Source organism: Nocardioides sp. SYSU D00038 (assembly GCF_016924665.1).
GTDB lineage: Bacteria > Actinomycetota > Actinomycetes > Propionibacteriales > Nocardioidaceae > Nocardioides.
In genome coordinates, this window is record NZ_JAFFJT010000014.1 from 96,218 (window position 1) to 117,560 (window position 21,343).

Sequence of the window (21,343 nt, forward strand, 5' to 3'; positions counted from 1 at the left end):
CGGCTAGTCGAGATCTGAGGCGCGCAACGTCCTGACGACCGCGGGGTGGTCGGGGCCGGCTCCGTAGCGCAGGGCGAAGACGCCCTCGACCAGCGAGCGCAGGTCGGGGTCGGCGCCGGGAGCGAGCTCCTGCGACATCAGCAGCAGCCGCGGGGCGAAGCCGTCGTGGGGTGGGTGGTAGTCGCGCACCGGCAGCAGCCGGCCCCCGAGCCGCTCGTAGAACACGATGCGGCGCCGGTGCTCCTCGACCTCGGCGGGGGAGAGGCCCTCCTCGTCGGGGTCCTCGACGTCCCAGACGAACAGCCGGCGGCCCTCGCGGCGCAGCCGGTCGGTCACCGCGGCCCAGAGCCGGCTCCCGTCACCCCGACCGCGGGTGCCCACGGCGTAGTAGCGCAGGAACGTCCAGCCGCTGTCAGCGCCGTCGTCGGCGACCAGGTCGCGCACCAGCGCGAGCCCCACCGGCGCGGCGTCGACGACGCCGACGAGCATCCGGTCGACCAGCAGGTCGGCGAACGGCACCCGGAGCGCCTCCGGGAAGGCGTCCTCGTAGATCGCCCGCACCCGGTCCACGTCGTCGGCGGACAGTGCGCCGAGCTCCACCAGCTCCATCGACACCATCAGCCGCCCTCCTCGGCGTCCCAGGCGGTCTCGCCCCCGACCACGGTGCGCAGCACCTCGATCGCCCCGATCCGGTCCGGGGCGACGGCCGCCGGGTCGTCGGAGAGCACCACCAGGTCGGCCAGCATGCCGGGGGCCAGGGTGCCCAGCCGGTCCTCGAGGTGGGAGGCCTGCGCCGAGCCCACCGTGTACGACGCCAGCGCCTCGAGCCCGGTGAGCGCCTCGGCGGGCCCGAACGCCGCGCCGGCGGCGGTGCGCCGCTCCACCATGTCCTGCATGCCGAGCAGCGGCGCGCCGTCGACGACCGGCCGGTCGGAGCTGCCGGGCAGCACCAGCCCGGCGTCGAGCAGCGAGCGCAGCCGGTAGGCCTGCCCGGCGCGCTTCGGGCCGAGCGCCCGCAGGAAGCCGTCGCCGAGCTCGCGGACGAACCTGGCCTGAGGCACCGGCACCACCCCGAGCGCCGCGGCGCGGGTCACCTGGTCGTCGCGGGCCACGCCGAAGTGCTCGATCCGGTGTCGCGGGTCGGGGCGCGGCCAGCGCCGCTGGGCCTCCTCGTAGGCGTCGAGCACCAGGTCGATCGCCGCGTCGCCGATCGCGTGCGCCGCCACCCGCCAGCCGGAGCGGTGGGCGTCGACGATGGTGCGCCGCAGGTCGTCGGCCTCGCCCTGCAGGTAGCCGCGCTCTCCCGGCGCGTCGGCGAAGTCGTGGCACATCGCGGCGGTGTGGCCGATCAGCGAGCCGTCGCTGAAGATCTTCATCGGACCGATCCGCAGCCGGTCGTCGCCGAACCCGGTGCGCAGGCCCAGGTCGAGCCCGACCGGCAGGCCGTCGTCGGCGTGCCCCGCCAGCGGGTGCAGCACCTCGGCGGCGACCATCAGCTCCACGCGCACCGGGAGCCGGCCGGCGTCGCGCGCCCGCTGGTACGCCGCCACCTCCACCGGGCTCTTGCCGATCCACCCGCCACCTATCCCCGCCTCGACGCAGCGGGTGATGCCCTGGCGCAGGTAGACCCGCGCCGCCCGCTCGATCGCGTCGACGAGCACGTCGACGGGGTAGGGCAGGACCAGCGGGTTCAGCAGCTCCTGGGCCGTCTCCTGCAGCACCCCGGTGGGCCGGCCGTCGGCGTCGACGACCACCACCCCGCCGGGGACCTCGCGGCCCCGCTCGGCCAGGCCGAGCCGGGCCAGCACCGCCGAGCTGACCGTGCACATGTGGCCCGAGGTGTGCCGCAGCCACACCGGCCGGCCGTCGGCGGCCCGGTCGAGGGCGTCGCGGTGGGGGTGGCCCCCGACCTTGTTGTCGTCGTAGCCCGCGCCCACGACCCACTCGCCCTCGGGCGTCTCCCGCGCACGCTCGGCGACCCGGTCGAGCAGCTCGTCCATCGAGCCCACCCGTAGGTCGACCTCCGCGAGCGTGAGCCCGTACCACGCCATGTGGTTGTGGGCGTCGGAGAAGCCGGGAGCGACCACGGCGCCGCCCAGGTCGACGACCCGGCGGGCGGGCACCTCCTCGAGCGCCACGACCCGGTCGCCGAGCACGGCCACCGCCTCGGCGGTGCCGGCCCGGTCGGGCCCGGTCAGCGTGCGCACCCGAGCGTTGGTGAACAGCGTGTCGGCGAGCAGGCTCATGCCAGCTGCGCCTTCGCCACCCGGTGCGAGGCGGTCAGGGGGAGCTCGTCGCGGAACACCCACGAGGTCGGCACCTTGAACGACGCCAGCCGCTCCCGGCACCACGCGGTGAGCTCCTCCGCGCTGGCGCCGGGTGCGACGACGTAGGCGCGCACCTCCTCGCCGCGCACCTCGTCGGGCACGCCGACGACCGCGGCGAGGCGGACCGCCGGGTGGGCGGTGAGCACCTCCTCGACCTCGTGGGCCGCGACGTTCTCGCCGCTGCGCCGGATCATGTCCTTGAGGCGGCCCTGCAGGTGGACCCGGCCGGCGTCGTCGATGCGGGCCAGGTCGCCGGTGCGGAACCAGCCGCCCTCCTCGAACGGGTCGGGCAGCCCGAGGTAGCCGTCCATCATCCCCGGTCCGCGCAGCCACAGCTCGCCGTCGACAACCCGGGCCTCGCGGTGCGCGGCCGGCCGGCCGAGGCACCCGGTGCCGACGAGCTCGTCGTGGTCGTCGTCGGTGACCCGGATGTCGGCGCCGGTCTCGGTCATGCCGAAGCACTCGTACCAGCCGACGCCCCAGCGCTCCTCGATCGCCGCGTGGGCCGACGGCGGGATGGCCGAGCACTGCACCACCCGCACCCGGTGGTCGCGGTCGAGCGGGTCGGGCGGCATCTTCATCAGCAGCGTCGGCATCGAGGCCAGGCAGTAGAAGTAGGTCACCCGGTGCTCGCGCGCCTTGGCCCAGAAGGTCGAGGGGTGGAAGCCGTCGAGCACGACGAGGTGGGCGCCGGCCAGCATCGCGGTGACCAGGTTCCACTGCGGGTCGATGTAGTAGAAGGGCTGCGCGGTCAGCATCACGTCGTCGGGGCCGATCCGCGGGAACCCGTCGACCAGCGAGCCGGCCAGCGTCGTCCAGTAGCCGTGGGAGAGGACGCAGCCCTTGGGCCGCCCGGTGGTGCCGCTGGTGTACTGCACGTTGGCGGTGGTGCGCCCGTCGACCTCGACCGCCGGGAGCGGGGACGGCGCGCCCTCGGTCACCGGCAACGACGCCGCGTCGACGACCTCGAGGCCGGGCAGGCCGCGCAGCACCTCGGCGTACGCCGGCGAGGTCACCGCCAGCCGGGTCCCGGAGTCGGCCACCACGTGACCGGCGTCGACCGAGCGGTAGCGGGTGTTGAGCGGCACCATCGCCGCGCCGAGCCGGTGCAGGGCCAGCCAGGTCAGCGGCAGCTCGGGGCGGTTGTCGAGCATCACCGCCACCCGGTCACCGGACCCCACGCCGCGCGCGACCAGGCCCGCGGCCGTCGCGCCCACCCGCGCGCCCACCTCGGCGAAAGTGAGCGTCACGACGTCGGTGCCGTCGTCGAAGGTCCAGGCGGGCCGATCGGGCCACGCACCCACCGCGTGGTCGAGGAGCGCCACCAGGTCGGAGCGCGGCGGCTCAGCCACGCCGGAACTCCGCGGTGGGTGCGGCCGACTCGCCCGAGAGCGAGGTCAGCACGGCGTGGTCGACCTCGCGCTGCATCGCCTCGTCGACGGTGGCGTCCAGCCCCGCGTCGAGCACCTGCTTGGCCAGGCTCACCGACAGCTCGGGCCGCTCGGCGATCCGGCGGGCGAGGTCGAGCGCGACCTCCTCGTGCCGTCCGGTCGGCGCGGAGCGGGCGACCAGCCCGATCCGCGCGGCCTCGGCGCCCGAGACCCGCTCGCCCAGGAGCAGCAGGTCCTTGGCGCGGGCCCAGCCGACCAGCTGGGGGAGCAGCCGCGAGATGCCGCCGGTGACGCTGAGGCCGACACCCACCTCGGGGAAGCCGAACGACGCGTCCTCGGCGGCGACCACGAGGTCGCAGCAGAGCGCGAACTCGGCGCCGGCGCCGAGGGCGTAGCCGTGCACCGCCGCGATGACCGGGCCCGGGAAGCGCCGCACCAGCCGGGTCACGTCCTGGATGGCCTCCAACCGGGCCCGGGTCTCGAGCACGGTCTCCTCCGGCTCGGGCTCCTTGAGGTCGTGGCCGGCGCAGAACGCGCGACCCCTACCGGCGAGCACCACCGCGCGGACGCCGTCGTCCTCGGCGCGCCGGAGCGCGTCGACGAGCCCGTCGGTCAGGGCCGGCACCACCGCGTTGAGCCGGTCGGGGCGGTTGAGGTGCACCCGCGCGACCGGCCCGTCCACGGCGTACTCCACCGCTGGTCCGGTCGTCGGCGCCCGGCTCGGCTCAGCCTCCACGTGGTCCTCCCTGGTTGTCGTGCTGGGGTGCCGGAGCATCCAACACCAGTGCGACGGTAGGCCCGCACCCACCCCGCCCGCGAGGGCCGGGGCGGCGCGTCGGCGGCGACACGCCGCCGACCCGCGAGATTTCGGTGAACCGGAGGCGAACGGCAGGCATCGCCTGACCTGCGACGACGCGTGTTTGCGCAGGTCAGAGGGGCGTTGACAGGGCGGTCCGGGGCCACGAAGGTGTCCGGTGTTCGCTCGTGCAGGTCGTGGCCGGCGGACCGACGTCCGAGTGATCTGGTCGGAGGGTGAGGTGCCATCACCCCACCGACCTGGTTCGCGGAGGTCGGTCCGCTCCGCGAGGGCGGACACGGAAGGGCCCCTTGCCCCCTAGACAACAGCCCGGTCGCGGCAGCCAGCAGCGGCACGAGTTGGTCCGAAGGGCCACGGGGCCCTTCCGGAGCCCTGCAGGCGGGCTCCTCCTCCGAGCCGGCGTCCCGTCGCGGAGGCACCGGTAGCGTGGGCCCGTGCTCTGGAGGATCCCGCTCGCCGTGACCTCCGGTCTGCTGCTCTCGCTCGCCTTCGAGCCGGTCGCGCTGCCCTGGGTGCTGCCGGTCGCGGTCGCCGGCTTCGCCGTCGCCGTGCGCGGGCTGCCCGCGCGGCGCGCCTGGCTCCCGGGCCTGCTGTTCGGCGGCTCGTTCTACTTCGTCCACATCCACTGGATGAACGCAGTCGGCCGCGACGCCTGGCTGGCCCTCGCGGCGGTCGAGACCCTCTTCTACGCCCTCACCGCCGCGCTGTGCGCCCTGTTGGCCGCCCGCCGGTGGTGGCCGCTGTGGTGGGCCGCGGCGTGGACGGCGGTGGAGGTGTGGCGCAGCGGCTGGCCGTTCAGCGGCATGCCGTGGGGGCGGCTCTCCTTCGCCGTGGTCGACACCCCGGTCGCGGCCTCGCTGCCCTACGTCGGCGCGGTCGCGGTCAGCTTCGTCCTCGCGCTCCTCGGCTTCCTGCTCGCCCACCTGGTGCTGGCCCCGCGCGGCGGTCGTCGGCCGACCGCGCTGGCGCTGGCCGGGCTGGTGGCGGCGCTGGCGGTGCCGGCACTGCTGCCCTGGACCGGTGAGAGTGCCGGGAGCTGGCGGGTCGCGGCGGTGCAGGGCGACGTGCCCGGGCCCGGCAACGACATCCTCTACGACCACCGCCAGGTCACCGACAACCACGTGCAAGCCACCATCGACCTCGCGGAGCGGGTCGACGCCGGGCTCGAGCCGCGCCCCGACCTGGTGGTGTGGCCCGAGAACAGCACCGCCGTCGACCCCTTCCGCGACGCGGGCACCAACGCCGGCATCCGGGCCGCCTCCGAGGCGATCGACGCCCCCGTCCTGGTCGGCGGCATCGTCGACGCTGGCTCCGAGCACGTGCTCAACCAGGGGATCGTGTGGGACCCGGTCACCGGGGCGGGCGACCGCTACACCAAGTGGCACCCGGTGCCCTACGGGGAGTACGTGCCGTTCCGATCGTTCTTCGACAACATGAACTTCGGCCGGCTGGCGATCATCTCCCGCGACATGCTCAGCGGCACCCGCGGCGAGCCGCTCGAGATCGGCGGCGTGCGGGTCGCCGACGCCATCTGCTTCGACATCGCCTACGACGACGGCCTCCAGGCCCAGCTCTCCCGCGGCGCCGACCTGCTGACCGTGCAGACCTCCAACGCCACGTTCATCTTCACCCACCAGATCGAGCAGCAGTTCGCGATCACCCGGCTGCGGGCCCTCGAGTTCGGCCGCAGCGTCGTGGTCGCCTCCACCAACGGCGTCACCGGGGTGATCGGCCCCGACGGCGAGGTCGTCGACCGGGCCGACACCCGTAGCACCGCGGTGCTCAGCCAGGACGTCGAGCTGATCGGCAGCCGCACCCCGGCCACCCTGATCGGCCCGTGGACCGCCCGGCTGTGCACGCTGGTGACGGTGGCCGGCCTGCTGCTGGGGACGGTCGCGTATCGTCGGCGCCGGGACACTGCCGGGTCTCCGCCGGTGCTCGTGACCGCGGAGGGCGCAACGCCCGGACAGTGAACAGGGAGGCAGCCAGAGTGGACACCCGCGACCTCGGCCGCGTCGTGATGGTCGTGCCGACCTACGACGAGGCCGACAACCTCGCCTGGATCGTCGACCGGATGCGCACCGCCCGGCCCGAGGTCGACGTGCTCGTGGTCGACGACAACTCACCCGACGGCACCGGTCGGGTCGCCGACGAGCTCGCGGCGACCGATCCCGGCGTGCACGTGCTGCACCGCGCCGGCAAGGGAGGCCTGGGCGCGGCGTACCTCGCCGGCTTCGCGTGGGCGCTGGCCGCGGGCTACGACGTGGTGGGGGAGATGGACGCCGACGGGTCCCACCAGCCCGAGCAGCTGCACCGGCTGCTGGAGGGGCTGCTGGCCGCGGACCTCGTGATCGGCTCGCGCTACGTGCCGGGCGGCTCGGTGGTGAACTGGCCGCGCACCCGCGAGCTGATCTCGCGCGGCGGAAACCTCTATGTCCGGCTGCTGCTCGGCATCACGGTGCGCGACGCCACCGCCGGCTTCCGGGTGTTCCGGCGCAGCGCGCTGGAGAAGATCGACCTCGCCACCGTCCGCTCCACGGGCTACGTCTTCCAGACCGACCTGGTGGCCCGCTGCCTGCGCGCTGGGCTGACCGTGCGCGAGGTGCCGATCGACTTCGTGGAGCGCGAGCGCGGCGACTCCAAGATGAGCGGCGCCGTGGCGGCGGAGTCGCTGTGGCGGGTCACGGTGTGGGGGCTGCGCGAGCGCTGGGCCCAGCTGGCCGGCACCCGCCGCCGGCGGCGGTCGTGACCCGCTCGGTGACGGAGGTGCTGCCGCGATGAGCCCGACCCGCCGGCGCCGCTGGCTGCCCCTGCTGCTGGTGCTGGTGTTCGTGGTGATGCCGGTCGTGGAGATCTACGTGATCATCCAGGTCGGTCAGGTGATCGGCGCCTGGTGGACGATCCTGCTGCTGGTGCTCGACGGCATTCTCGGCTCCTGGCTGATCCGCCGCGAGGGCGCCCGGGCGTGGCGGGCCCTGCAGGCGGCGCTGTCCAGCGGCACCATGCCGGCGCGCGAGCTGGCCGACGGGGCGCTGATCCTGGTCGGCGGCACCCTGATGCTCAGCCCGGGCTTCGTCACCGACGCGTTCGGGGTGCTGCTGGTGCTGCCGTTCACCCGACCGGTGGCACGCCGGCTGCTGACCCAGGTCGTGGCGCGCCGGCTGCTCCCCGTGCCCCCGCCGGGACGCGGTCCCGGCGGCCGCACGTCGCGCGCCCCGGGAGACGCGACTCGCCCCGGACCGGGGACGCAGGGTCCGGTGGTCCGGGGCGAGGTGGTCGATCCCGACGAGGAGCCGCGCTGAGCCGGCTGCCGGGGCCTGACGACGTCAGGCGCTGACGGACTTCTTCTTGCTGCCGCGGTGCAGGTGCGCGGGGCCGATCTCGCCGCCGCGGAGCAGCTCGAGGCGCTCCTTGAGGATGTCCTCGAGCTCCTTGACCGAGCGGCGCTCGAGCAGCATGTCCCAGTGCGTGCGGGCGGGCTTCTCGGCCTTCACCTCGGGCTGGATCCCGGAGACGCTGAGGGCCTCGGCGCCGCAGCGCGGGCACTCCCAGACCGCCGGGATGTCCGCCTCGACCGACATCGTGATCTCGAACTCGTGCTCCTGCGGGCAGCGGTAGCCGACCTGCTGACGGGCGGCGAACTCGATGCCGCGCTCGTCCTCGAAGCTCTGGCCGCCCAGTCGGGCTCCACGCAACGTGCGCTCAGCCATGAGGCACCTCCAAACTTTTCGATCCCCGTGGGTGTTGCTCTGAAGAGACGGTCGGCCGCTCGCGCCGTGACGCGAGATCCTCCGCGGCGGCGGTCCCGACCCCTCGAAGTCTTCAACGGTAGCGAGGGAGCCAAGATTCCGCAGAATCAGTGGGCGGACCGTCGGTACGGAACCGGTACCCGGGAGCGGGCTCAGAACACCTCGGGCACCCGGTTGCCGGCGTCCCGGATGGCCCGGCGGGGGTCGACCCGCAGCAGCAGCACGAAGCCGAGCACGAAGAAGACGATCAGGACGGAGATCGCCGGGCGGTAGCTGCCGGTCAGCTGGAAGACCAGCCCGAACAGGAACGTCCCGAACCACGACGTGCCGCGCTCGCAGGCGTTGTAGAGGGCGAAGTAGTTGCCCTCGCGGCCGCGGGGGATGAGCAGCGAGAAGAAGGAGCGCGAGAGCGCCTGGGTGCCGCCGAGCACCAGGCCGATGGCGACCGCGACCAGCAGGAACAGCGCGACGTTGCGCTCGGGCAGGAAGATCGCAACCACCACGATCGCCATCCAGGCCACGATGCCCCACTTGATCGGCCGGTAGGAGCCGTGCCGCTGCGCCCAGCGACCGAACAGCAGCGCGCCGCCGAACGCCACGAACTGGATGACCAGGATCGTCGCGATCAGCACGCTGGTGCTGAAGCCCAGCTGCTTGGATCCGTACGTCGAGGCGGCGTAGATCACCGTCTGGATGCCGTCGTTGAAGAACAGGTAGGCGGCCAGGAAGGTGAGCGTCTTCGGGTAGCCGCGCATCTCCTGGAACGTCGCGGCCAGCTGGCCGAAGGACCGGTCCCACAGCCGGTCACCGGCGCTGGCCGGTACCGGGTGGGGCGCGTGGTTGCGCAGCCGCACGAACGGGATGAGCGTGAACCCCGCCCACCAGACCGCCGCCGAGAGCAGCGAGAGGCGCACCGCCATCGCCTCGGTGAGGCCGACGGCGTCGTGGCCCAGGAACACCCCGAGGTTGACCGCCAGCAGCAGCCCGCCGCCGAGGTAGCCGAACGCCCAGCCGCGGGCCGAGACCCGGTCGCGCTCGTCCTCGGTGGAGATGTCGACCAGGATCGCGTAGTAGCTGACCAGCGAGCAGCCGGCCAGCACGGTCGCGGCGACCACCGCGAACGCCCCGATCTGCCAGTGGTCGTCGCGGACGAGGAACAGCAGCGCGCCGCAGGCCGCCCCCGCCCAGGCGAAGCCGGCCATGTGGGTCTTCTTGCGGGGCGACTGGTCGACGAACGCACCCACCAGCGGCAGCACGAACGCGCTGAGCAGGGTGGCGAAGCTGGTCAGGTAGAACGGCAGCGACCCGGCCGAGAGGTGCAGGCCCAGCAGCGAGACCGTCTCGTTGCAGGCCTCCTCGGTCTTCTCCACGCAGCCGGCCGCCGTGCCCGCCACCGTGATCAGGTACGGCGCGAACATCACCGACAGCACGGTCGTGTAGAACGCCGAGTTGGCCCAGTCGTACCAGTACCAGGCGCGCTGGTCGCGGGCCCGGTGCAACGGCTCCAGGTCGGCGATCGGTGTCGGTGTGCTCATCTGGTCTCCCCTCCTGCCCGACCGTGCGGTCGGCGTACCCCTGCTGGACCTCCGGCGCGGCCTACCGCCACTGGCCGCGCTCGACCAGCACCTCCTTGAGCGTGACGGTGTCGTCGGTGAACAGCCCGTCGACCCCCCGGTCGAGCAGCTCCCTCATCTCCGCGGGGTCGTCGACGGTCCAGACGTGCACGTGCAGCCCGGCGGCGTGCGCGCGGCGCACCAGGCCGGGCGTCACCAGCGTCAGCGCGCCGCGGCGGTGGGGGACCTGGAGCGCGGCGGGCCGGCCGCGCGTGAGCAGCCGGGCCAGGCGGCCGCTGGGCAGGAACCGGTAGGCCGCGACCTCGAGCGGGTGCCCGGACGTCGGCACCCGGCCGCCGGTCAGCCGCCGGAACTCGCCCAGTCGGCGCGCGGAGAAAGAGCCGACCACGACCCGGTCCTCGGCGCCGCGCTCGGTGACGAAGGCGGCCAGCGGTGCCACGGCCGCCGCCGCCTTGATGTCGATGTTGAACCGCACGCCGGGGAACTCGTCGAAGAGACGGGCCAGGGTCGGCACCTCCTCGCGCCCGCCGACGACGACCTCGCGGACCTCCTCGGCGGTCAGGTCGGCGATCGCGCCGTAGCGGTCGGTGACCCGGTCGAGGACAGGGTCGTGGAAGGCCAGCAGGACGCCGTCGCGGGTCACGTGGACGTCGGTCTCGAGGTAGTCGTAGCCCAGCGAGACGGCGTGGCGGAACGCCGCCATCGTGTTCTCCAGGCCCACCACCTCCGGGTGGTGGCCGCCGCCGCGGTGGGCGAACGCCAGCACCGACCCCGGCCTCTCGAGCACCGCGTCGAGGTAGGGCAGCCCGGTGCGCGGCGAGGTCACAGCGAGCAGTATCCACCGGCGCGCGTCCCGGGGCCGAGCGCCGGGCCGGGCTACGGTGCCGGAATGGAGCCCCTGACCTGTCCCCAGTGCGGCACGGAGATGGAGCGGCGCCCGGTGGGGGAGGGAGCGGTCTCCTCGTGCCCCGACGGGCACGGCGTCTTCCTGTCCCGCAGCGACCTCGGCGCCCTGGTGGAGTCGGAGGGCGACTGGCACCGCTACGCCGGCCAGCACACCGCGCCGATGCCGCGCATCACGCCCAACATGACCGCGCCGCCGCCGACCCGGACGCCGGCCCGGGCGTGGGTGGAGACCCTCTTCTTCTGAGCCGGGCTCCGCGACCGGTCAGATGTCGCGGAACGTCTCGATGCTGGCTCCCAGGGTGTTGAGCCGCTCGGCGAGGTCCTCGTAGCCGCGGTGGATGACGTAGGTCGACCGGAGCACCGAGGTGCCCTTGGAGGCCAGCATCGCCAGCAGGATCACCACGGCCGGCCGCAGCGCCGGCGGGCAGACGATCTCGGTGCCGGAGAAGTGCGTCGGGCCCTCGATCATCACCCGGTGGGGGTCGAGCAGCTTGACCTGGCCGCCGAGCTTGTTGAGCTCGGTGAGGTAGATGGCCCGGTTCTCGTAGACCCAGTCGTGCAGCAGGGTCTGGCCCTCGGCCACCGCCGCGATCACCGCGAAGAACGGGAGGTTGTCGATGTTCAGGCCCGGGAACGGCATCGGGTGGATCTTGTCGTGGGGGGCCCGCAGGTGGCTGGGCCGGGTGGTGATGTCGACCAGGCGGGTGCGGCCGTTGCGGGCGTCGTACTCCTCGGTGCGGGAGTACTGGAAGCCCATCTCCTCCAGGGTGGCCAGCTCGATCTCGAGGAACTCGATCGGCACCCGCCGGATGGTGATCGACGACTGGGTGACGATGGCCGCGGCGAGCAGCGACATCGCCTCGATGGGGTCCTCGCTGGGGGCGTAGTCGACGTCGACGTCGATGTCCTCGACGCCGGTGACCGTCAGCGTGGTGGTGCCGACGCCGTCGACGGTCACGCCGAGCTTCTGCAGGTAGAAGCAGAGGTCCTGGACCATGTAGTTGGACGAGGCGTTGCGGATCACCGTGGTGCCGGGGTGCAGCGCAGCCGCCATCAGCGCGTTCTCGGTGACGGTGTCGCCGCGCTCGGTGAGCACGATCGGGCGGCCCGGGGCGATCGCCGGGCTGACCTGCGCGTGGTAGCTGCCGTCGGTGGCCTTGACCTCGAGGCCGAACGGGCGCAGCGCGGCCATGTGGGGCTCGACGGTGCGGGTGCCGAGGTTGCAGCCCCCGGCGTAGGGCAGCTCGAAGGTCTCGGAGCGGTGCAGCAGCGGGCCGAGGAACATGATGATCGAGCGGGTGCGCCGGGCGGCGGTCTCGTCGATGTTCTCGAGGTTCAGCTGGCGCGGCGGCACGATCTCGAGGTCGTTGTCGTCGTTGAGCCAGCGGGTCTGCACGCCGACGCTGTTGAGCACCTCGAGCAGCCGGTTGACCTCCTCGATCCGCGCGACCTTGCGCAGCGTCGTGCGGCCCCGGTTGAGCAGCGAGGCGCACAGCAGCGCGACACCGGCGTTCTTGGAGGTCTTGACGTCGATGCTGCCCGACAGCGTGGTCGGCCCGGTGACCCGCAGGTGGGTGGGGCCGGCGCCGAGCGCGACGATCTCGGAGTCGAGGGCCTCGCCGATCCGGGCCACCATCTTCAGCGAGAGGTTCTGGTGGCCCTTCTCGATCCGGTTGATCGCGCTCTGGCTGGTCGACAGCCGCTCGGCGAGCTCGGACTGGGTGAGCCCGCGGTAGGTGCGCGCGTCGCGGATCAGGTTGCCGATGCGTCCCTGGTAGCCCTCGTCGGTCATGCTCCCAACGGTAACTCACATGTGAGATAAAGCAACTCGCCGGGCGACGCCGACGAGTCGTGGGGGAGGACCTCGGTGCAAGGATGGCACACATGCGAGCGACGACCATCCACGCGCCGGGCGACATCCGGCTGACCGAGGTGCCCGACCCCACCATCGAGGCCCCCACCGACGCGATCGTCAAGGTGGTGGCGGGCTGCGTCTGCGGCTCGGACCTGTGGCCCTACCGCGGCGAGAACCCGATCGACGCCGGCTCCACCATCGGCCACGAGTGCGTCGGGGTGGTCGAGGAGGTCGGGGGAGAGGTGTCGTCGTTCCGGCCGGGTGACTTCGTGGTCGTGCCGTTCTGCCACGCCGACAACACCTGCGCCCACTGCCGCGCTGGCGTGCACTCGGCGTGCACCAACCTCGGGATGACCGCGTCGGGACAGGCTGAGTACGCCCGGGTCACCCAGGCCGAGGGCAGCCTGGTGAAGACCGACGGGACCCCCGACGACGAGCTGGTGCCGTCGCTGCTGGCGCTGACCGACGTGATGGCGACCGGGTGGCACGCCGCGGTGGCGGCGCGGGTCAAGGCTGGCGACACCGTGGTCGTGGTGGGCGACGGCGCCGTGGGCCTGTGCGGCGTGCTGGCTGCCAGCGTCATGGGCGCCGAGCGGGTGGTCGTGATGTCGCGCCACGAGCCGCGGCAGCGGCTGGCGCGCGAGCTCGGCGCCACCGACGTCGTGGCCGAGCGGGGCCGCGAGGGCGCGGCGGCGATCAAGGAGCTCACGGCCGGGGTCGGCGCCGACGCGGTGCTCGAGTGCGTCGGCACCGACGACGCGATGGGCACGGCGTTCGCCGTCGCCCGGCCAGGATCGACGGTCGGGTTCGTCGGCGTGCCGCACGGCGTCGAGCTGCCGGTGCGGCGGATGTTCCAGAAGAACGTCGGGCTGGCCGGCGGCATGGCGCCGGTGCGGGCCTACCTGCCGGAGCTGCTCGACCTGGTCGTGAGCGGCCGGATCGACCCCGGGCGGGTCTTCGACGCGACGATGCCCCTCGACGAGGTCGCGGACGCCTACCGGGCGATGGACGAGCGCCGGGCGATCAAGGTGCTGCTGCGTCCCTGACCGGGCGCGTCCCCACGACGCGCAGGGTCAGCGCTCGCCGGGCAGCGCGACCGGCTGGCACTCGCAGCCGGCGTCGCAGGCGAGGAAGGTGTGCGCGGCGTGCCCGCAGCGCTGGCACGGCAGGTCGTGCGACAGGTGCGTGTCGCTCTCGACCACGGTGTCCCACATCGACTCCACCTCCCCTCGAGGCCTTGGTGCGGTGCGACCGACGGTAGGACCCGGGAGGGACGGTCGGGGCGCGAAACACCGGGCCTGGTCCCAAGACCATCCGAGCGGACCGTGGGGGCATGGCCCGTTCGGGTGGTGTGCACGACACGCGGGGGCCCGCGTGGGACGATCGGCGCCGTGGGCGGCACGGCGGACGACGGGCGGTTGCGCGACCTGGTCCGGCTGCGCCGGGTGCGTGACCGGATCGACCGCGAGTACGCCTCTCCGCTCGACGTCGAGGCGCTGGCCCGCGGCGAGCACATGTCGGCCGGGCACCTGAGCCGGCAGTTCCGCGCGGCGTACGGCGAGTCGCCGTACTCCTACCTGATGACGCGACGCATCGAGCGGGCGATGACGCTGCTGCGCCAGGGCGAGCTCAGCGTGACCGAGGTCTGCTTCGCCGTCGGCTGCCAGTCGCTCGGCACGTTCAGCACCCGGTTCACCGAGCTGGTCGGCGTGCCGCCGAGCACCTACCGGCAGCAGGCGCGCAGCGACATGGCCGGCGTCCCGTCCTGCGTCACCAAGCAGGTCACCAGACCGGTCAGGAATCGAGAAGCGAAGCCGCCCGCCCGGCCCTAGCGTTCGGGGCATGGACATCAGCATCCACTCCGCGTTCCTGCCCCACGACGACGCCGAGGCGGCCCTCGGCTTCTACCGCGACCTGCTCGGCTTCGAGCTGCGCAACGACGTCGGCTACAACGGTCTGCGCTGGCTCACGGTCGGGCCGCCCGGCCAGCCCGGCACCAACCTGGTGCTGTTCCCGCCCGGCGCCGACCCGGGCGTGACCGATGACGAGCGCCGCACCGTGCTGGAGATGATGGCCAAGGGCACCTACGCCATGGTCACCCTCGCCACCCCCGACCTCGACTCGGTGTTCGCGCGCCTGCAGGCCGGCGACGCCGAGGTGATGCAGGAGCCGACAGACCAGCCCTACGGCATCCGCGACTGCGCCTTCCGCGACCCTGCCGGCAACACCGTGCGCATCAACGAGGTGAGCTGACCGGACCACCGGCACCGATGGATCCGGAGGCCGAACCCGGTCTGAGCGAGCGACCCTCAGCACCCCGGATCCGGTAGACAAGGGACCGCCGTCGCGCCGACGGCGGTCCCGCCGAACGATGGAGAGCCGACACCGCATGACCCAGCACCCCGCCGACAGCCACGACCGCATCCGGGTGACCGGTGCCCGCGTCAACAACCTCAAGGACGTCAGCCTCGACATCCCCAAGCGCCGGCTCACGGCGTTCACGGGGGTGTCCGGGTCGGGCAAGAGCTCGCTGGTCTTCGGCACCATCGCGGCGGAGTCACAGCGGCTGATCAACGAGACCTACAGCGCCTTCGTGCAGGGCTTCATGCCGTCGCTGGCCCGCCCCGAGGTCGACCACCTCGAGGGGCTCACGACGGCGATCCTCGTCGACCAGGAGCGGATGGGGGCCAACCCGCGGTCGACGGTCGGCACCGCCACCGACGCCAACGCGATGCTGCGCATCCTGTTCAGCCGTCTCGGCGACCCCTACGTCGGGCCGCCGACGGCGTACTCCTTCAACGTGCCGACCCGCAAGGCCAGCGGGATGATGACCACCGAGAAGGGCGGCCGCACCGAGCGCCGGGTCGCCAAGCAGGAGGTCTACCTCGGCGGCATGTGCCCGCGCTGCGAGGGCATGGGCAAGGTCAACGACATCGACCTGACCGCCCTCTACGACGAGGAGAAGTCGCTCAACGACGGCGCGCTCACCGTGCCCGGCTACTCCATGGACGGGTGGTACGGCCGGCTCTTCGAGGGCATGGGCCTGCCGATGGACAAGCCGATCAAGTCCTTCACCAAGAAGCAGCTCGAGACGATGCTGTGGTCGGAGCCGACCAAGATCAAGGTCGAGGGCGTCAACCTCACCTTCACCGGCATGATCCCGCAGATCCAGAAGTCGATGCTGTCGAAGGATCCCGAGGCGATGCAGCCGCACATCCGGCGCTTCGTCGACCGTGCGGTGACCTTCCAGACCTGCCCCGACTGCGACGGCACGCGGCTCACCCCCGAGGCCCGGGCCTCGAAGATCCGCGGGGCCTCGATCGCCGACCTGTGCGCGATGCAGATCAGCGACCTGGCCGCGTGGGTGCGCGACCTGGAGGAGCCGTCGGTCGCGCCGCTGCTCAAGGGGCTGCAGCACCTGCTCGACTCGTTCTCCGAGATCGGCCTGGGCTACCTCTCGCTCGACCGGCCGGCCGGCACGCTGTCCGGCGGCGAGGCGCAGCGGACCAAGATGATCCGCCACCTCGGGTCGCCGCTGACCGACGTCACCTACGTCTTCGACGAGCCCACGATCGGCCTGCACCCCCACGACATCGAGCGGATGAACCAGCTGCTGCTCCAGCTGCGCGACAAGGGCAACACCGTGCTCGTCGTCGAGCACAAGCCCGAGGCCATCGCGATCGCCGACCACGTCGTCGACATCGGCCCCCGCGCCGGCAGCGAGGGTGGCCGGGTGGTGTTCGAGGGCACCGTCGAGGAGCTGCGGACCAGCGACACCCTCACCGGCCGCCACCTCGACGACCGGGCCTCCCTCAAGGACGAGGTGCGCGAGGCGTCCGGGGCGCTGGAGATCCGGGGCGCCTCGACCAACAACCTCCGCGACGTCGACGTCGACGTGCCCCTGGGGGTGCTGACGGTGGTGACCGGCGTCGCCGGCTCGGGGAAGAGCTCGCTGATCCACGGCTCGCTCGCGAGCCGCGAGGGCGTGATCGTCATCGACCAGGGCGCGATCAAGGGCTCGCGCCGGAGCAACCCCGCGACGTACACCGGGCTCCTCGAGCCGATCCGCAAGGCCTTCGCCAAAGCGAACGGCGTCAAGCCGGCCCTGTTCAGCTCGAACTCCGAGGGCGCCTGCCCGACCTGCAACGGCGCCGGCGTGATCTTCACCGAGCTGGGGCCGATGGCCACCGTGGAGTCGCCGTGCGAGGAGTGCGAGGGCCGCCGGTTCAAGGCGGAGGTGCTCGAGCACACCCTGGGCGGCAAGGACATCGCCGAGGTGCACGAGATGTCGGTGACCGACGCGCTCGAGCACTTCGGGGGAGGCGAGGCGAAGGTCCCGGCCGCCGTGAAGATCCTCGACCGCCTGGTCGACGTCGGCCTCGGGTACATCACCCTCGGGCAACCCCTGACGGCCCTGTCCGGCGGGGAGCGCCAGCGACTCAAGCTCGCCGTCCAGATGGGGGAGAAGGGCGACGTCTACATCCTCGACGAGCCCACGACCGGCCTGCACCTCGCCGACGTGGAGAACCTGCTCGGCCTCCTCGACCGCCTCGTCGACTCCGGCAGGTCGGTGATCGTCATCGAGCACCACCAGGCGGTGATGGCGCACGCCGACTGGATCATCGACGTCGGCCCGGGCGCCGGCCACGACGGCGGCCAGGTCGTGTTCGAAGGCACGCCGGCCGACCTGGTCGCCGCGGACGAACCGACGCTCACGGGGCGGCACCTGGCCCAGTACGTCGGTCAGCCGGTGGGCTGACGTGCCGGCTGGGGCGCTGGCCAGGGGTTGGCTGGAGCCCGGTCGAGGCAGGTCGGCCCCGGACTCGGCGTAGCGGAGGGGGCTCGGTTACGGCCGTGGCGAGACCGCGGAGCAGTGCTCGGCCTCGGCGACGGGATCCTCCATGCGCCACCCTCCATGCGCCACCCTCCATGCGCCACCCTCCATGCGCCTGTCCTGCGCCCGTCCTACGCCCGGACGGGCATGAGCACGACACCTCTTATGTCAGGTCGGTTTCGCGCGGACGTGCTGGTTGCGCGGAGGAGTCCGCCAAGCTGCGTGTCCGATCCATCCGGTTGGCGCTGCACGCCGGCCGAGGATCCGGGACGCCAACCGCGCCTTTGCGTGGTTGGTGCGCTGGTGCGAGCACGAACCGGCGCCTCAACCGCGCCTTTGCGTGGTCGGTCACATCCGTCCGCCGACGTGTCGCGTCCACCCACGACGCGGCGAGGCATACCGCCGATAAGCGACATTATGTCAACTTACCTGGAGGGGGGAAGGCCTCGTCCTCCTCCGCCGTTGCTCGGCGCCCTGCCGAGGAACGCCACGAGTCGGTCGACGGCCGGGGCGTCGACGGGCACCGCGACCCTTGGTCCGAACGCGTCCCCGCGGCGTTCGTCGGTGAGCAGCGACGACACCAGCGCCAGCACGTCGGCGGCGTGGTCGTCCGGGACGCGCGGGTCGGCGCCGCGTGCCGTGGCGACGTCCCAGGCGTGCACCGTCAGCTCGATGGCGCCGGTGCTGGCGGCGTCCTGGGCGAACTTGGCGCGTTTGGTGCCGGGCTCCGCGGCGACGGTCGCCTCACGATGGCTCCTGGCGAACTGCTCCACCCGTGCGATGGCGTGGGCGGCGGGGTCGGCGACGCCGTTCGGCGCTGGAGGCTGCTCGAAACCTCCCGAGGTGAGCATCGTGGCGAACCCGTCGGCGGAGCCGGCGACGTGGAGCAGCAGGGTGCGCAGGTCCCAGCCCGCGCACGGCGTGGCGCGGTGCAGCTCGTCGGGGCGAACGTCGCGCAGCGTGCCGAGCAGCACCTCGCAGGAGCGCCCGAGGCGCTCGGTCGTTGTTGTCACTGCGCGGCCCGCCAGGCGTGCGCGGCCGGGGCCATCGCCCAGGGCTCGCTCGGCAGGGTCTCGCCGGTCTCGAGCAGCGACTTGAGGTTGGCGAGCACGGCCGGCCAGCCCGAGGAGATCCCGTCAAGCATGGCGCGGTTGGGCAGGTTCTCGTGGGTGACGGTGAGCCGGACGATGCCTCCATGGGGGTCGACCTGGAAGGTCACGACCGACGGCCCGTCGGGGCGCTCCTCCCCCGGTGAGTCCTCAAAGGTCACGACCAGCCGGCGAGGCGGGTCGGTCTCGAGCACGGTGCCGACCACGTCGACCACGCCGCTGTCGTCGCTGCGGCGGTGCTCCCATGACGACCCGACCGCCCAGTCGGAGACGTTGCGGTGGTGCCAGTACTGAGCCGTGACGTCGGCGTCGGTGAGCGCCTGCCACACCTGCTCGGCAGTGGCGCGGATGTAGGTGACGTAGACGTAGCTGGGCACGGACCCAGTGGTGTCGTTCATGGCGAGCTCCTCTGCTGTGTGCTTGATGGCGCGGATGGCTTGCAGCCGCGGTCGGTCGAACTCCGAGATCCAGCGCTGCTCGATCTCGTGGATCGGGGCCGGGTTGAGGTGGTGCCGCCGCTCCCTCCCCCGCCGGACGACGGTGACGAGCCCCGCCCCGACCAGCAGGTCGAGGTGCTGCGTGACCGACTGCCGGGTCATGCCCAAGTGCTGGGACAGCTCGGTCAGGGTCTGGCCGTCCTGCGTGCGCAGCCGGTCGAGCAGCTGCCGCCGGGTGGGGTCGGCCAGCGCCTTGAAAGCCGCGTCCATCGATCCCGGGTCGGTGCTCACGCCACCAATATGCAGGTAAATGCCTGCATGTGCAAGACGGAAGTGTGCGGTTTGGTCACAAACCGCGCCTATTCGGCCTCGTCACGTGCGGTTGGTGACCAAACGGCGGGCCTCTCCCGGTGGTGCTGCGGCCGCGGGCGCGCCCGGCTTCCGGGTGGTCGCCGGTGCGCGGTTTGGTCACAAACGGCATGAACCCGTCCCTGGGACGTGCGGTTGGTGACCAAACCGCGGGCCCCACCCGGATCCGGCTCCGGGCGCCGGACGTGCCTGGTGCTCAGGCCGAGCGCCGCGCGGTCTGGTCACAAACCGCAGGAAATTCGCCCCGGATCACGCGGTTGGTGACCAAACCGCACCCCCACACACACAGCCCTCGCCCCCGGCCGCACCTCAACCCCGGCGAGGGAGCCGCCGCACGGCGACCAGCACGCCGACCTTGTCGATCCGGTGCTCGGGGTTCTTGAACTCGTCGGACCAATAGTTGCCCTCGGCGTGGTCCTCCGCGGTCGCGCAGGTCGAGAGCGTGATCATCGCCCGGGTGGCAGTGACCCCGGGCCGGCCGGGCACCGCCGCACGCTGCTCGCGCAGCGACCGGGCCGAGCGGAACGACGTCTCGCGGGTCCTCGTCACCCGGTAGACGTAGCGCGTGCGCCCCACGTCGACCAGCACCCGGTCACCGCGGCGCAGGTCGGGCAGGAACTCGAAGGCGCGGGTCGAGGAGGTGCGGTGGCCGGTGACCTGGTAGTTGCCGACGCCGCCCGGTCCGGTGCCGCCGCGCGGGCCGTACGGGCTGGCCAGCCGGCCGCGGTCCTGGATGGCCGTGCCGGGGGCGTCGTCGGTCCAGCCCCGGTAGGGGACGACGACCAGCCGGTCCAGACCGAGGCGCGGCACCGAGAGCAGGGCGCGCCGCGGACGACCGTCGCTCGGAGCGGGCCTGGGGGCGCGGGCCGGGGACGTGGTCGTGGACGTGGTCGTGGACGTGGTCGTGGGCGGCTCCCCCGACGCCGTCTACGCCGGGCTGCTCGATGCCGAACCCCCGCCGAGGCCCTCCTCCGGAACGGTCCCGGCCGACGACCGCTCGGTGTCGGTGCAGCCCGCCACCGCGCCGACGAGGAGCGCAAGCCCGGCGGCGACGGCGGCGAGGTTGCGCACGGTGTGCCTAGAGCCCGGCCAGGGCCGGCACGGCGCTGTCCACCGCGGCCCGGGTCCACGCGACCGGGTCGTCGGTCACCGGCGAGACCGTCACCAGCCCGATGCCCAGGTCGGCGTACGGCTTCATGGTCTCGGCGAGGCCCGCGAGCTGGTCGTCGGAGACGGTGGTGATCACGCTCTTCTCGATCGCGTCGTAGTCCGTGCCGAGCCGCTCGCAGTGTCCGCGCAGCACCTCGAGCTTGCGCCCGACGAACTCCGGGCTCTCGCCGAAGATGTTGCAGGCGTCGGCGTACTGGGCCACCATCCGCAGCGTCTTCCGCTCGCCACTGCCGCCGATCATGATCGGCAGCCGCCCCTGCACGGTGGGCGGCACGTTGACGGTCTCGGCGAGCCGGACGTGCTCCCCCTCGAACGGCCCGTCGTCGTCGCTCCACATCTGCCGGCAGATCCGCAGCGTCTCCTCCAGCCGCTCGAACCGCTCGGCCATCGGCGGGAACGGCACACCGAGGCCGAGGTGCTCGCGCTCGTACCAGGCCGCCCCGATGCCGAGCACGGCCCGGCCCCGCGACAGCACGTCGAGGGTGGTCACGGTCTTGGCCAGCAGGCCGGGGTGGCGGTACGTCGCGCCGGTGACCAGCAGCCCGAGCCGCACCCGCTCGGTGACCGCCGCCAGGTGCCCCAGCGTGGTGTAGCCCTCGAGCATCGGCTCGGGCGGCCCGCCCAGGTCCTCCATCTGGAACCAGTGGTCCATCACGGTCACGATCGAGACCCCGCCCTCGTCGGCCGTCCGCGCGGTCTCGACCAGGCGGTCGACGAGCGTGTGCTGCCAGTCGGGGTGGCTGAAGTTCGCGTAGTGCACGCCGAGTTCCATGCCCCCGAGCCTAGGCCGGGCCCGGAACGCCCA

General features: G+C 72.8%; 21 protein-coding genes. 8 read left to right on the forward strand and 13 right to left on the reverse strand.

Features of this window, described 5'->3' with window-relative positions; genetic code table 11:
* Positions 1-3: 3 nt before the first annotated feature.
* From JT721_RS07405 to JT721_RS07420, 4 genes are read right to left on the reverse strand one after another with little or no spacing between them, the layout of a single operon-like run.
* On the reverse strand, positions 4-618 hold the full coding sequence (locus JT721_RS07405; protein ID WP_205472314.1) for a GNAT family N-acetyltransferase: 615 nt from the start codon (positions 616-618) through the stop codon (positions 4-6).
* Entirely contained in the window at positions 618-2,246 is a 1,629-nt protein-coding gene (locus JT721_RS07410; RefSeq protein ID WP_240340307.1) for an amidohydrolase, read from the reverse strand. Before JT721_RS07410 ends, JT721_RS07405 begins: the two co-directional genes overlap by 1 nt.
* Positions 2,243-3,679 carry an AMP-binding protein gene (locus JT721_RS07415; protein ID WP_205472315.1) on the reverse strand — a complete coding sequence of 479 codons (1,437 nt, stop codon included), beginning with the start codon at positions 3,677-3,679 and terminating at the stop codon, positions 2,243-2,245. Before JT721_RS07415 ends, JT721_RS07410 begins: the two co-directional genes overlap by 4 nt.
* Positions 3,672-4,412 (reverse strand): enoyl-CoA hydratase/isomerase family protein, encoded by a 741-nt coding sequence (locus tag JT721_RS07420; protein WP_307827939.1) that lies wholly within the window; start codon positions 4,410-4,412, stop codon positions 3,672-3,674. The genes JT721_RS07415 and JT721_RS07420 overlap by 8 nt, the downstream gene beginning before the upstream one ends.
* Positions 4,413-4,969: 557 nt before the next feature.
* Here JT721_RS07420 and lnt point away from each other — a divergent pair.
* The 3 genes from lnt to JT721_RS07435 are packed head-to-tail and all read left to right on the forward strand — an operon-like array spanning position 4,970 to position 7,837.
* Positions 4,970-6,508, forward strand: coding sequence for an apolipoprotein N-acyltransferase (gene lnt, locus JT721_RS07425; protein WP_205472317.1), 1,539 nt, complete (start codon positions 4,970-4,972; stop codon positions 6,506-6,508).
* 47 nt (positions 6,509-6,555) lie between these two features.
* Positions 6,556-7,284, forward strand: a complete 729-nt coding sequence (locus tag JT721_RS07430; RefSeq protein WP_205472562.1) for a polyprenol monophosphomannose synthase — start codon at positions 6,556-6,558, stop codon at positions 7,282-7,284.
* A 28-nt stretch (positions 7,285-7,312) separates the two neighbouring features.
* Positions 7,313-7,837 (forward strand): FxsA family protein, encoded by a 525-nt coding sequence (locus JT721_RS07435; protein ID WP_205472318.1) that lies wholly within the window; start codon positions 7,313-7,315, stop codon positions 7,835-7,837.
* 24 nt (positions 7,838-7,861) lie between these two features.
* Here the strand turns inward: JT721_RS07435 and JT721_RS07440 are convergent, their stop codons facing one another.
* The 3 genes from JT721_RS07440 to JT721_RS07450 all read right to left on the reverse strand — a co-directional run bounded on the left by JT721_RS07440 (position 7,862) and on the right by JT721_RS07450 (position 10,684).
* On the reverse strand, positions 7,862-8,245 hold the full coding sequence (locus JT721_RS07440; protein ID WP_205472319.1) for an RNA polymerase-binding protein RbpA: 384 nt from the start codon (positions 8,243-8,245) through the stop codon (positions 7,862-7,864).
* A 191-nt stretch (positions 8,246-8,436) separates the two neighbouring features.
* Positions 8,437-9,819 carry an MFS transporter gene (locus JT721_RS07445; protein WP_205472320.1) on the reverse strand — a complete coding sequence of 461 codons (1,383 nt, stop codon included), beginning with the start codon at positions 9,817-9,819 and terminating at the stop codon, positions 8,437-8,439.
* 61 nt (positions 9,820-9,880) lie between these two features.
* Positions 9,881-10,684: a glycerophosphodiester phosphodiesterase gene (locus JT721_RS07450; RefSeq protein WP_205472321.1), complete on the reverse strand. Its 804-nt coding sequence runs from the start codon at positions 10,682-10,684 to the stop codon at positions 9,881-9,883.
* 63 nt (positions 10,685-10,747) lie between these two features.
* On the opposite strand from JT721_RS07450, the gene JT721_RS07455 reads away from it, so the two are divergent.
* Positions 10,748-11,008 (forward strand): zf-TFIIB domain-containing protein, encoded by a 261-nt coding sequence (locus JT721_RS07455; protein ID WP_205472322.1) that lies wholly within the window; start codon positions 10,748-10,750, stop codon positions 11,006-11,008.
* An 18-nt stretch (positions 11,009-11,026) separates the two neighbouring features.
* Here the strand turns inward: JT721_RS07455 and JT721_RS07460 are convergent, their stop codons facing one another.
* A complete protein-coding gene (locus tag JT721_RS07460; RefSeq protein ID WP_205472323.1) occupies positions 11,027-12,556 on the reverse strand; it encodes a UDP-N-acetylglucosamine 1-carboxyvinyltransferase in 1,530 nt (509 codons plus the stop codon).
* 92 nt (positions 12,557-12,648) lie between these two features.
* Here JT721_RS07460 and JT721_RS07465 point away from each other — a divergent pair, with 92 nt between their 5' ends.
* Positions 12,649-13,665 (forward strand): zinc-dependent alcohol dehydrogenase family protein, encoded by a 1,017-nt coding sequence (locus tag JT721_RS07465; protein ID WP_205472324.1) that lies wholly within the window; start codon positions 12,649-12,651, stop codon positions 13,663-13,665.
* Between the two features lie 27 nt (positions 13,666-13,692).
* Here the strand turns inward: JT721_RS07465 and JT721_RS07470 are convergent, their stop codons facing one another.
* The gene (locus JT721_RS07470) at positions 13,693-13,833 is read right to left on the reverse strand and encodes a hypothetical protein (RefSeq protein ID WP_205472325.1); all 141 of its coding nucleotides are present in this window, start codon (positions 13,831-13,833) and stop codon (positions 13,693-13,695) included.
* A gap of 177 nt (positions 13,834-14,010) precedes the next feature.
* On the opposite strand from JT721_RS07470, the gene JT721_RS07475 reads away from it, so the two are divergent.
* The 3 genes from JT721_RS07475 (at position 14,011) to JT721_RS07485 (ending at position 17,378) form a co-directional block, all read left to right on the forward strand.
* Positions 14,011-14,451 (forward strand): helix-turn-helix transcriptional regulator, encoded by a 441-nt coding sequence (locus tag JT721_RS07475; protein ID WP_205472326.1) that lies wholly within the window; start codon positions 14,011-14,013, stop codon positions 14,449-14,451.
* A 10-nt stretch (positions 14,452-14,461) separates the two neighbouring features.
* Positions 14,462-14,872 (forward strand): VOC family protein, encoded by a 411-nt coding sequence (locus JT721_RS07480; protein WP_205472327.1) that lies wholly within the window; start codon positions 14,462-14,464, stop codon positions 14,870-14,872.
* 136 nt (positions 14,873-15,008) lie between these two features.
* A complete protein-coding gene (locus JT721_RS07485) occupies positions 15,009-17,378 on the forward strand; it encodes an excinuclease ABC subunit UvrA (RefSeq protein WP_205472328.1) in 2,370 nt (789 codons plus the stop codon).
* Between the two features lie 500 nt (positions 17,379-17,878).
* On the opposite strand, the gene JT721_RS07490 is transcribed toward JT721_RS07485, so the two are convergent.
* From JT721_RS07490 to JT721_RS07505, 4 genes are all read right to left on the reverse strand, one after another.
* On the reverse strand, positions 17,879-18,466 hold the full coding sequence (locus JT721_RS07490) for a TIGR03086 family metal-binding protein (RefSeq protein WP_205472329.1): 588 nt from the start codon (positions 18,464-18,466) through the stop codon (positions 17,879-17,881).
* Complete coding sequence (locus JT721_RS07495; RefSeq protein ID WP_307827940.1) at positions 18,463-19,290, reverse strand: metalloregulator ArsR/SmtB family transcription factor; 828 nt, start codon at positions 19,288-19,290, stop codon at positions 18,463-18,465. Before JT721_RS07495 ends, JT721_RS07490 begins: the two co-directional genes overlap by 4 nt.
* A 387-nt stretch (positions 19,291-19,677) precedes the next feature.
* Positions 19,678-20,178: a sortase domain-bontaining protein gene (locus JT721_RS07500; RefSeq protein ID WP_307827941.1), complete on the reverse strand. Its 501-nt coding sequence runs from the start codon at positions 20,176-20,178 to the stop codon at positions 19,678-19,680.
* Positions 20,179-20,446: 268 nt separating this feature from the next.
* Positions 20,447-21,310, reverse strand: coding sequence for an LLM class F420-dependent oxidoreductase (locus JT721_RS07505; RefSeq protein ID WP_205472330.1), 864 nt, complete (start codon positions 21,308-21,310; stop codon positions 20,447-20,449).
* Positions 21,311-21,343: the final 33 nt, after the last annotated feature.

Coding starts and splice junctions, on each gene's coding strand:
- JT721_RS07410 (WP_240340307.1), bottom strand. CDS start 2,246: ATGAGCCTGCTCGCCGACACGCTGTTCACCAACGCTCGGGTGCGCACG.
- JT721_RS07480 (WP_205472327.1), top strand. CDS start 14,462: ATGGACATCAGCATCCACTCCGCGTTCCTGCCCCACGACGACGCCGAG.
- JT721_RS07455 (WP_205472322.1), top strand. CDS start 10,748: ATGGAGCCCCTGACCTGTCCCCAGTGCGGCACGGAGATGGAGCGGCGC.
- JT721_RS07460 (WP_205472323.1), bottom strand. CDS start 12,556: ATGACCGACGAGGGCTACCAGGGACGCATCGGCAACCTGATCCGCGAC.
- JT721_RS07470 (WP_205472325.1), bottom strand. CDS start 13,833: ATGTGGGACACCGTGGTCGAGAGCGACACGCACCTGTCGCACGACCTG.
- JT721_RS07445 (WP_205472320.1), bottom strand. CDS start 9,819: ATGAGCACACCGACACCGATCGCCGACCTGGAGCCGTTGCACCGGGCC.
- JT721_RS07465 (WP_205472324.1), top strand. CDS start 12,649: ATGCGAGCGACGACCATCCACGCGCCGGGCGACATCCGGCTGACCGAG.
- JT721_RS07505 (WP_205472330.1), bottom strand. CDS start 21,310: ATGGAACTCGGCGTGCACTACGCGAACTTCAGCCACCCCGACTGGCAG.
- JT721_RS07485 (WP_205472328.1), top strand. CDS start 15,009: ATGACCCAGCACCCCGCCGACAGCCACGACCGCATCCGGGTGACCGGT.
- JT721_RS07435 (WP_205472318.1), top strand. CDS start 7,313: ATGAGCCCGACCCGCCGGCGCCGCTGGCTGCCCCTGCTGCTGGTGCTG.
- JT721_RS07430 (WP_205472562.1), top strand. CDS start 6,556: ATGGTCGTGCCGACCTACGACGAGGCCGACAACCTCGCCTGGATCGTC.
- JT721_RS07440 (WP_205472319.1), bottom strand. CDS start 8,245: ATGGCTGAGCGCACGTTGCGTGGAGCCCGACTGGGCGGCCAGAGCTTC.
- JT721_RS07405 (WP_205472314.1), bottom strand. CDS start 618: ATGGTGTCGATGGAGCTGGTGGAGCTCGGCGCACTGTCCGCCGACGAC.